This is a genomic window from uncultured Nostoc sp. (assembly GCF_964245575.1).
In the GTDB taxonomy this organism is placed as follows: domain Bacteria; phylum Cyanobacteriota; class Cyanobacteriia; order Cyanobacteriales; family Nostocaceae; genus Nostoc.
The window spans coordinates 1-9,355 of sequence record NZ_CAXTNP010000157.1 but is presented as its reverse complement, the minus strand read 5'-3'; the positions used below and the strand labels follow the sequence as shown (position 1 = coordinate 9,355).

Here is a 9,355-nt window from a genome sequence, read left to right as displayed (position 1 = left end):
GCACGCTATAAGCCTCTATCTGTTCCTGGAGAGCGATCGGATTCTACTGTTATTTTAGGAGCTTTTTTAATTGCTTTATTTTCTACTTCGATATTTTGATGACTTGATGCATCAGATTTGATGTCAGTGCCTCTATCTGTTCCTGGAGAGCGATCGGATTCTACTGTTATTTCAGGAGCTTTTTTAAGTTCTTGATTTTCCATACCGTTTTTTGCACCTAATGTATCATAATTAACCATTATGTGATAATCATAGCATCTTCTTCTGTCTCTACTGCACCAAGAGCTTTCAATGTGTTTTTCTGAGGTGTTGTTAAACCACTTGCATTTTTAATATTCATACCTTCATAAGGTCTATCAATTCTAATGGTTTTTAGGCATTTGCCTGTTTCAACATCCCAAAGCTTCATCGTTTCGTCCTCGCTGCTACTAACTAGCATGGGGCTATTAGGACTAAAGGCAATTGACCGTACAGCTTTGTGGTGTCCCTGAAATGTTTTCAGAACAACACCTGTACTGGTATCCCACAATTTAACAGTCTGGTCGTCACTGCCACTAGCTAAAATCTTGCCATCTAAACTAAAGGCAATTGTTCTAACTCGATATGTGTGACCTTTCAACGTTTGTAGACAATGCCCCCTATTAACATCCCATAACTTAATAGTCCCGTCTCCACTGGCACTAGCAAGGATATCTGCACGGAGATTGAACATCACAGATAAAACCCAATCACTGTGTCCTGATAAGGTTTGTAAACAAATTCCTGTATTTACATCCCAAACTTTGATAGTGTTGTCATAACTACCGCTTACTAAAATTTTCCCGCAGGGACTGAAAGTAATTGTTTTTACTTCATGAATATGTCCTTTCAACGTTTGTAGACATTCTCCCGTATGCCAGTCCCAAAGCTTTACTGTTTGGTCACGACTGCCACTTGCTAAAATTTGTGGATCTGGACTGAAGCTAACAGAATGTACCCAACTATCATGTCCCCAAAGTGTTTGAAAACACTCTCCTGTACTTACATCCCAAAGTTTGATAGTTGTGTCGTCGCTGCTACTTGCCAGAATCTGACTTTTTCGCTGCTTCCCAATATCTCCAGATGACGTTATGCTTTTCCCACCTGTGTAACCATCTAAGTCTTTGAAAGCAAAAGCAACTGATGATACCAGATTAGTATGCCCTTGTAAGGTTCGCAGGTATTGTCCTGTCTTCACATCCCACAATCTCACCCGTTGGTCTTGGCTGCTACTCGCCAACATTTCACCATCGGGACTAAAAGCAACGGATAATATCCAATTAATATACCCATCCACTGTTCTCAAACATTGTCCAGTGCAAAGATCCCATAACTTCATGGTTTGGTTTTCACTAATACTGAGCAAGCTTTGACCATCTGGATTAACAGCAACCAACCAAATGCGTGAAGCGTAGCGATCGCCTGTAGGTGAATCACTATCCTCATACAAAGTTTGCAGACATTTTCCTGTAAGGACATCCCATATTTTAACAGTTTTATCCTCGCTCCCCGTCACCAGTGTTTGACCATCTGGGCTGAAAGCAACTGCCCACACATGACTGTTGTAATCTGGTAATATGTTTATGCATTCACCACTGGCTAAATCCCAAAATTTTACCGTTGTGCGATCGCTTCCTGTTGCCAGTGTTTGCCCATCTGGGCTAAGAGCAATAGATAATACCCAATTTATCGGTATTTCTAGGACTCGCAGGCAAGAACCAGTATTTACATCCCACACTCTCACAGTTTCGTCTTCACCCCCAGTGACCAAAGTTTGTCCATTGTCGGTGAAAGTAGTAAAAATTACCCGATTGCTATGCCCTAACAAAGTTTGCAGACATTCCCCAGTATTGACATTCCACAATTTTACCGTTTGGTCGTTGCTACCACTGGCTAAAATTCCTCCATCTGGACTAAAAGCCAGGGATTGCACCCTACTTGTATGACCTCGCAGAGTTTTCAGACATTGCCCTGTGTTGACATTCCACAATTTTACCGTTTGGTCGTTGCTACCACTGGCTAAAATATCTCCATCTGGGCTAAACCTAAGTGAATGTACCCAAGCAGTATGACCATTGCAGGTAATAATTTGTTTAATGTTTGCAACAGACCATAACCAAATCTCATTATCAATGCTTGTTCCTAATAATTTTCCATCTGGGCTAAAAGTCGCTGCTAAAACACTCCCTAAAGTTCGAGTCAAAGCAGACTTACTCAGATCCGCATTGGTGAAGTTAACTCGATGCAAATTCATATCCTGTAGGTAAGCTTGCCAAACTGTTAAGTTAGAAAAATCATAGCCACTTACATCAATATTAAGCTGCCAGAGTAAATTGAGAATATTACCACCCGCATATCCTGGTTTTCGAGGGGCAAAAGACTTCAGCTTTAATAAAAGTTGATTCAAATAGTTTTGCACATTTTCTGTGACACCAAAAAGGTTTAATAATTTATCTGCAATGGGCTTGAGGAGGAGCCGAATTTGTGCATTTCTGATATAATCTTTGGCAGTAGCTCTGATTAATGTACAACTATCAAATAGTTCTATTTCTCCAACTTGAATTTCTTCACAAATCTGTTCAACTAAGCTGTTGATAACATACTCCATCACCACTGGTTGTTGAGTAAAATTTCCAGCACTCTTCTCAATTAGTGAGCGCAATTGTAGAGATTCTAAAGTTTCTAACAAATCTCTGAGTGAAACAGTAGGAATAATGTCCTCTTGTAATTCCTTAAATGATACCCATTCTCGATTAATTGTCAGCCAGTACATTATCTGTTGTTCTAAAGTTGACAATCGATGAAACTGCTGGTCAAGTAAGTCAGAAATATCACCAAAAACAATGGTTCCTTGTTCTAAAAACTGAGCAACATTTCCGTCAAATAACTCATGAATAGTAGTTGCAACAATCTTCAACGCTAAAGGATTGCCTGCATACAACTCTACCAACGATTGACATTCGTTTTCTGAGACAAAAAAGCCTTTTTCTGCCAGAATTGTCTCACCTTCTACTTGCGTTAAACCAGACAATCTCAGCGAACGAATCGGAGCGTTTTCCCCTTCTTTGATATTAATTCCTCTGGGTTTCTCTCGACTAGTTAATATTAAACAACTTTGATGGCTAGTTTCTCCTAAGCTTCTAAAAAGTTGCCCATATCCTTCATATCCTTGCCGATATGCTCCTGCACGTTTGTCACTAGATAAAATTGACTCTACATTATCTAAGACTAACAAACAACGCTCTGCACGCAAATATTCTATGAGACAACAGATTTTACCGTCTAAGTTCTCTGGTAATGTTGTTTCTTGCTGATGGGACAAAAACTTAATTAGGTCGTTCAAAAGCTCATGAATTGGTGGCGCATTACGCAGACTTCGCCAAATCAGGTACTGAAATTCGGTTTGCAGAAGCTGTGCTAATTTTACAGACAAAGCTGTTTTGCCAATCCCACCCATACCGATTAAAGTGATTAATCGGCAATTATCGTTCACAATCCATTGTCTTAAAGTGGCGAGTTCTGACCTGCGTCCATAGAAAATTGAGACATCGATCGCTTCTCCCCAGTCCTGACGTTTGCTCGTACTTCTTTCGTGGGTATCTTTATCGGTAGCTGTGGAGCGAACCTCAAAATTTAAGTCGGCGACTTCCTTCCAGTCCAGCGCCAATTTCTGACAGAGGTCTTCAAACGTCGCATGGTCAACAGGTTTACCAGTTAGGAAATTACTGACTGTGGCTAAAGCTAGCCCTACATCCTCAGCCAATGCTTTTTGGCTGGCAAAGCCGTTACGCCTAATTGCCAGTTTTACTTTGCCAATGTACTCCTGACGAACTGAAAGCGATCTGGGCATAGTTGATATGGCAATAACCATACTGATTATAAACTGTAAAAGTCAGTCGAAACCAGAAATAAGTCAGTATTTCTTAGGCAAGAACTTAGTCAGCAATACAGTTTGATAGATTTATCAGCTAAATAAACAAGGTGAAAATTATGCACCACAAAACTCAAAAATTTAACATTTTCGCTCCAACTCAGTCATCTTTAACCTCTTCTCCTGTTCGGAATATCCAACCAAATCCCCAGTTAGATTTTCTACCTGTCTCGGTGGCTTCTGCAATAGTCAAGATGCTAGAAGAGATAGGAGTGCAACATGCCTTTGGTGTTTCAGGGGGAGCAATTGTTCCTGTGTGGCACGCTCTGCAACATAGTTCTATTCAAGTGTTACATTTTCGTCATGAAGCGGGAGCAGCTTTTGCCGCTACTGAAGCATACTTTGCTAGTGGTCGCCCTGTTGTAGTATTTGCGACAACAGGACCAGGGATCACGAATACTTTGACAGGTTTATTTGCTGCCCGTTGGGAGGGTGCAAAGGTAATCTTTTTGTCAGCTTCTACCTCAGCATCCCAAAGGGGACGGTGGGCTTGTCAGGAAACGAGTACTTACACAATGGCTGGGACAGGAATTTTTACTTCAAAATCTCTGTTTCATTATGCGACTACCCTGGAATCCGATGATGAACTTCCAGAGGTCTATCGGAGGTTAGCGAAAGGTTTAGCTCAATCAGGGGGCTTTGTCGCACATATAAGTATCCCTACCAACATCCAAACAAGCTCTATTAAAACATCATTGTCACAAGCGGATCTGTCTTTTGCTCCAGCCACCGCTAGTGAGGAAACCATTTCAAAATGTGTGCGGTTGTTGTCGTCAGGATCATTTGCCATCTGGGTTGGGTTTGGTGCAACAGATGCAGCAGCAGAAATTCGTCAGTTTGCTGAGAGAACGGGGGCTGGGGTTATGTGTTCGCCGCGTGGTAAAGGCATTTTTCCAGAAAACCATCCTCAGTTTGTGGGGGTTACAGGCCTTGCGGGACATGAGTCAGTTTTAACTTACATGCAAAAGCATCGTCCTCTAAGGGTGCTGGTACTCGGAACGCGCCTTGGTGAATTCACCTCTTTCTGGAATCCGGCGATGATTCCTTTGGAAGGTTTTTTACATGTAGATATCGACCCGGAAGTGCCAGGAACTGCCTATCCAGGCGTTAATACATTAGCTATTCAGTCCGATGTGAGAGTGTTTGTGCAGGCACTGTTAAAGCATTTTCCCATCTGTCAAAGTCAAATGGCACTACCTCGACCTGAGCGGCAAAAAATCAATCCTCGGATGCAAGGCTTGGTGCGACCCCAGGCACTCATGGATGCAATTCAACAGGTAATTATTGAACAAAGTGATGCGATAGTGATGACTGAAGCAGGTAACTCAATGGCATGGGGAAATCAGTTGTTGCAATTTACTCAGCCAAATCGTTACCGAGTTAGCACTGGCTTTGCTTGTGTGGGACATTTTGTGACGGGTGTTGTCGGTGCAGCTTTAGCACGCAATGGTAAGGCAGTTGCTATTGTTGGGGATGGTGCCATGCTAATGAACAGTGAGGTCAGCACTGCTGTAAGATATCAGATTCCTGCTGTCTGGATTATCCTCAACGATGGATGTTACAACATGTGCGGCCAGGGGTCGGCGTTACAAGGGTTTGCTGGTATGGATGTAGATATACCGCAAGTCGATTTCGTGAAGATTGCCTGCGGTATGGGAGCTAACGGTATCCGCGTTGAAAAAGAATCTGATATCCGAACTGCTTTAGAGAAGGCGATCGCTTCTCCTGTTCCTTTCATAGTTGATGTGATTATCGATCCGACTGAACCTGTGCCTATAGAAGGTCGGATTAACAGTTTGATTTCCCAAGGCATTACAAATTCATAGGAAGTATTTGTTTATGAAAGATTATTCAGTAGGCATTCGCTCTCTAGCATTGAGCTTTCCCAGCATCATATGTACGAATGATTATTATCGCCAGAAATACCCACAACTAGTTTGTGAGTCGGAACAAAAAAGTTTGGCAAAGCTGTTTTCACTGGCTGACTCTACTCCCAGCAACGAATTTGATCAGGAAATGATGCCTTATCTTCAAGACCCCTTTCGGGGTGCTGTTGAGCGACGGATACTTGCTCCAGGTGAGTCATCGTTAACTCTGGAGTATCGTGCAGCACGAGATGCTCTGGAGGCAGCTAATTTAGCTATAGAAGATATTGATTTGGCGATCGTTACCTCTTTCGGTACTGAGGAAGTTGTAGCTGGTAATGCTGCTTTTCTCGTCAATCAACTTGGCTTACATTGTCCCGCTTGGAATCTTAATTCCATGTGTTCAAGTGGTATAGTTGCACTGCAAACAGCTAGTACATTAGTGCGAGCCAAAGAGTACCGGAATATTCTGGTAGTTACTTCCTGTGCATATTCTCGTCTTCTTGATCAAAGAGATACTCTCTCGTGGATAACTGGTGATGGTGCCGCAGCTTTTGTAGTTAGTGAACTTAAAGCTAACCAAGGAATTCTTGGCAGTAAAATCGTTCATTCAGCAGAAACTTGTGGCACATTTCACAGTGAAATTGCAGAAGATTCTCAGGGCAATTTACGATTATTTATGAAGATGGGCAAGGGAGTAAATCGAGCAATTAGCAACACAGCTGCTGATTTTGTGCTGAGATGCTGTGAGGGTGCTGCTACTGCTGCTAACGTAGCAATCGACCAAATTGACTTCTTTATTTTTAATACACCAACTGCCTGGTTTACCAAATTTGGCGCTCGTATACTAGGCATTAACCCAGAACGCACAATTAATCTCTACCCTCAGTATGGCAACATTGGGCCTGTACTTCCCCTAGCTAATCTGTATCATGCCGCGCTATCAGGTAAGATTCATGAAAATGACTTAATTCTCGTCTATTCGTTTGGGGCATCAGCAAATGCCACTGCAACCGTGATGCGTTGGGGTGATGTAGCCTTAGGCCCTGCTCCTTCTTCAAAGAATCTAGCATTGAATTAGTGTTGTAGAGATGGGAGTGCAGGGAGAGTTTTTTCTTTCCCAGCCTCCTTGGCTCAGAATGTCAACTCATACTCTGATTTAGCAACACCATAAATTTTCAAGGCAGGAAAGAAAGAATATGGATTTGCAACTGAAAGGAAAACGTGCTTTTGTCACTGGTAGCAACTCTGGTATTGGTGAAGGTATCGTTAAGGCACTGGCACAAGAGGGGGCAACGGTAGTTGTACATGGTCGTAATGAAAAAGAAGCCAGTCGTGTTGTTCAAGAAATTGCAGCAAATGGTGGAAAAGCGTTTGTTGCCATTGGTGATTTAGCTACTGATATAGAGACAGAGGAAGTAGTAAATAGGGTTTTATCAACTCTTGGGGCTGTGGATATTTTAGTTAATAATGCTGGTGCTTACTTCCTGCGTGACTGGATGAACTCAACACCTAGCCAATGGATGGAGCTTTACAACATCAATGTTGTTTCGATGGTACGTATAACTCTGCTATTAGTGCCGCAAATGCGAGAACTTGGTTGGGGGCGCATCATTAACATGTCTAGTAGTGTAGCAACGCAACCAACGCCCATAGCTGACTATTCGGCAACCAAAGCCGCTAACCTCAACTTGACGGTGAGTTTGGCAAAAGAATTGGCGAGAACTGGGATTACAGTGAATGCGGTAAGTCCTGGCGCAATTGTCACGCCGAGTTTGAACGCAATCATGCTTCAGATTGGTTCAGCGCAAGGATGGGGGACAGATTCAGAGCAGATCAAGCAGCAGATGTTAAAAGGGGTAATGAGCAATCCCACTGGTAGACTAGGAACTGTTGAAGACGTAGCCCATCTAGTGACATTTCTTTCTAGTCCTCTGGCTGGTTATATTAACGGTGCTAACTTGCGTGTGGATGGGGGTTGGGTAACAACGATTAACTAGAAAAAGAAGATACCAAAAAGGTAGTCATTGCGATCGCAACAGCTTGCTCTAACTTATCGGGAATTTTGACCAGTCGGAGCAAGGGGCGAATTTGAGAGGGTTTAGTGATTTTTTCCCTCAGTTCCGAATGGCAGAGTATCAACTACTTTCTTCGCAGACAGCAAATCCCTGACGCGCCGATATCCCCCGTGTTTAGTTAACTCGTTCTCGCAATAGTCTTCAAAGCTGACGTGTCCACCATCAAAGTAATAGTGGTTGTCTCGCATAAGATGCAGTTCATCAGATGCTTGCCACTCGAATCTGTCGATAGCAGTGAAGGTTTCCTGGATGCTGGTGTTGACAACACTGTAATCGAGTGCTGTTGTCTGTTCTCTGTCTAGTGTCAGCATATTTCTTGCTCACTATAGTAAATGTTTGAAAGTTGGGGTGTTGCAGTTTAACCAAAGTGAACAAGAGCAGATGATTTGGAGGGTTTTTCCAAAATGTGTCAGCATTATAATTAGCTCACTTTGTGATCAACGGATTGAGCAGGCGATCGCGTTGCTTGGCGGCGGGCGATCGCTTTATGCTGCAATATCCTCAGTTACCTCTTTATCAGTTTTAGGAAGTTGGTGTTTTGCTATAGCGATTCCCTTACTTAGTTTCTGTTGATTTTTTTCCGCCCTCTCCACATTGTTATCTGGGATATAAATCAGTAAGTCTCCAGGTTGACAATCAAGAAATTGACAAATATCGTTTAGCCGCTCAGGTCAGGGCGGCCGCATCATGTCAATAAATCTGTTATATTCTCAATAGACTCAAAATTAATCTCATTAATCCCTGCTTATTGACGAAGTTTTTAGCGTAGGCGCAGCCCGTCGTAGACATCACATTGAGTCTTGGAAAGTAGATCAAAACAGAAATGCTGATTAAATCGATTGATTCTTAACCTCGGTTGTGAGCAAGTATAATTTAGATGCGTTTGCCCTAGTGCAGCAAAGGTTAGTGCATCGTCAAAATTTTAAATCACCACAAATACAGTCAACAGTCGAAGAGCTGAGTGTAGATGGTGGAAATATTCGTATTCGCACACCAATTGGAAAATCTTGTGACTGGAAAGGTTATAAAGCAGTACGTTTGCACAATCTGGCTGCGATCGCTGCCTGATTCCAAGAAAATAGTATAGTAATCAATTAGGTAAACAATCAACCTCTTGCTCCCATACTCACTTGTCTTGGAAACGGACACGACGGAATTTGGAATATTATCCGTGAGTTTACCCCAGAAGATGAGCACCGTACTCGTTGATTGTGTTTATAAGGTTGTAAACGAATGGCACTAAGAAAAGCGCAAACACTTATAAATTAAGCAGTTTGCAATTGCTTGCTCCTCTGTTGTCTAGGTTGCTGCATCAAAGGGTAGGATTTAGGGCGACGTTTACGGACTCTAGGTTCACTTCGTCCAGGGCGATGTCTGACGACAAGCCGCTAAGAGCGTCTACGTTTACAACCGAATGGCACTAAGAAAAGCCGAAACACTTGTGGTTTAAGCAGTTTGCAATT

General features: G+C 42.5%; 7 protein-coding genes and 2 pseudogenes. 5 read left to right on the top strand and 4 right to left on the bottom strand.

The features are described from left to right. Window positions 1-5 precede the first annotated feature (5 nt). On the bottom strand, window positions 6-239 hold the full coding sequence (locus tag ACFFAP_RS22940) for a hypothetical protein (protein ID WP_375513385.1): 234 nt from the start codon (window positions 237-239) through the stop codon (window positions 6-8). After that, the gene (locus ACFFAP_RS22935; protein ID WP_375513384.1) at window positions 239-3,868 is read right to left on the bottom strand and encodes an NB-ARC domain-containing protein; all 3,630 of its coding nucleotides are present in this window, start codon (window positions 3,866-3,868) and stop codon (window positions 239-241) included. Before ACFFAP_RS22935 ends, ACFFAP_RS22940 begins: the two co-directional genes overlap by 1 nt. 140 nt (window positions 3,869-4,008) lie before the next feature. Between ACFFAP_RS22935 and ACFFAP_RS22930 the strand changes: the two genes are divergently transcribed. From ACFFAP_RS22930 to ACFFAP_RS22920, 3 genes are all read left to right on the top strand, one after another. Further along, complete coding sequence (locus ACFFAP_RS22930; RefSeq protein ID WP_375513383.1) at window positions 4,009-5,775, top strand: ScyA-related TPP-binding enzyme; 1,767 nt, start codon at window positions 4,009-4,011, stop codon at window positions 5,773-5,775. A 13-nt stretch (window positions 5,776-5,788) separates the two neighbouring features. Next, the gene (locus ACFFAP_RS22925) at window positions 5,789-6,895 is read left to right on the top strand and encodes a 3-oxoacyl-ACP synthase III family protein (RefSeq protein WP_375513382.1); all 1,107 of its coding nucleotides are present in this window, start codon (window positions 5,789-5,791) and stop codon (window positions 6,893-6,895) included. Between the two features lie 118 nt (window positions 6,896-7,013). Continuing rightward, window positions 7,014-7,814 (top strand): SDR family NAD(P)-dependent oxidoreductase, encoded by an 801-nt coding sequence (locus ACFFAP_RS22920; protein WP_375513381.1) that lies wholly within the window; start codon window positions 7,014-7,016, stop codon window positions 7,812-7,814. Between the two features lie 101 nt (window positions 7,815-7,915). Here ACFFAP_RS22920 and ACFFAP_RS22915 read toward each other — a convergent pair whose 3' ends face one another. Continuing rightward, window positions 7,916-8,203, bottom strand: coding sequence for a hypothetical protein (locus tag ACFFAP_RS22915; RefSeq protein ID WP_375513380.1), 288 nt, complete (start codon window positions 8,201-8,203; stop codon window positions 7,916-7,918). A 37-nt stretch (window positions 8,204-8,240) separates the two neighbouring features. On the opposite strand from ACFFAP_RS22915, the gene ACFFAP_RS22910 reads away from it, so the two are divergent. After that, window positions 8,241-8,465 (top strand): hypothetical protein, encoded by a 225-nt coding sequence (locus ACFFAP_RS22910; RefSeq protein WP_375513379.1) that lies wholly within the window; start codon window positions 8,241-8,243, stop codon window positions 8,463-8,465. A gap of 32 nt (window positions 8,466-8,497) precedes the next feature. Here ACFFAP_RS22910 and ACFFAP_RS22905 read toward each other — a convergent pair. Beyond that, a pseudogene (locus ACFFAP_RS22905) lies at window positions 8,498-8,554 on the bottom strand (helix-turn-helix domain-containing protein); the annotation flags it as partial. 229 nt (window positions 8,555-8,783) lie between these two features. Here ACFFAP_RS22905 and ACFFAP_RS22900 point away from each other — a divergent pair. Then, window positions 8,784-9,092, top strand: a pseudogene (locus tag ACFFAP_RS22900) (ISKra4 family transposase); the annotation flags it as partial. Between the last annotated feature and the right edge of the window lie 263 nt (window positions 9,093-9,355).

What these genes read in the sequence shown, in the direction of transcription:
- ACFFAP_RS22940 (WP_375513385.1), bottom strand. Translation starts at nt 239, where the DNA reads ATGGTTAATTATGATACATTAGGTGCAAAAAACGGTATGGAAAATCAA.
- ACFFAP_RS22935 (WP_375513384.1), bottom strand. Translation starts at nt 3,868, where the DNA reads ATGCCCAGATCGCTTTCAGTTCGTCAGGAGTACATTGGCAAAGTAAAA.
- ACFFAP_RS22930 (WP_375513383.1), top strand. Translation starts at nt 4,009, where the DNA reads ATGCACCACAAAACTCAAAAATTTAACATTTTCGCTCCAACTCAGTCA.
- ACFFAP_RS22925 (WP_375513382.1), top strand. Translation starts at nt 5,789, where the DNA reads ATGAAAGATTATTCAGTAGGCATTCGCTCTCTAGCATTGAGCTTTCCC.
- ACFFAP_RS22920 (WP_375513381.1), top strand. Translation starts at nt 7,014, where the DNA reads ATGGATTTGCAACTGAAAGGAAAACGTGCTTTTGTCACTGGTAGCAAC.
- ACFFAP_RS22915 (WP_375513380.1), bottom strand. Translation starts at nt 8,203, where the DNA reads ATGCTGACACTAGACAGAGAACAGACAACAGCACTCGATTACAGTGTT.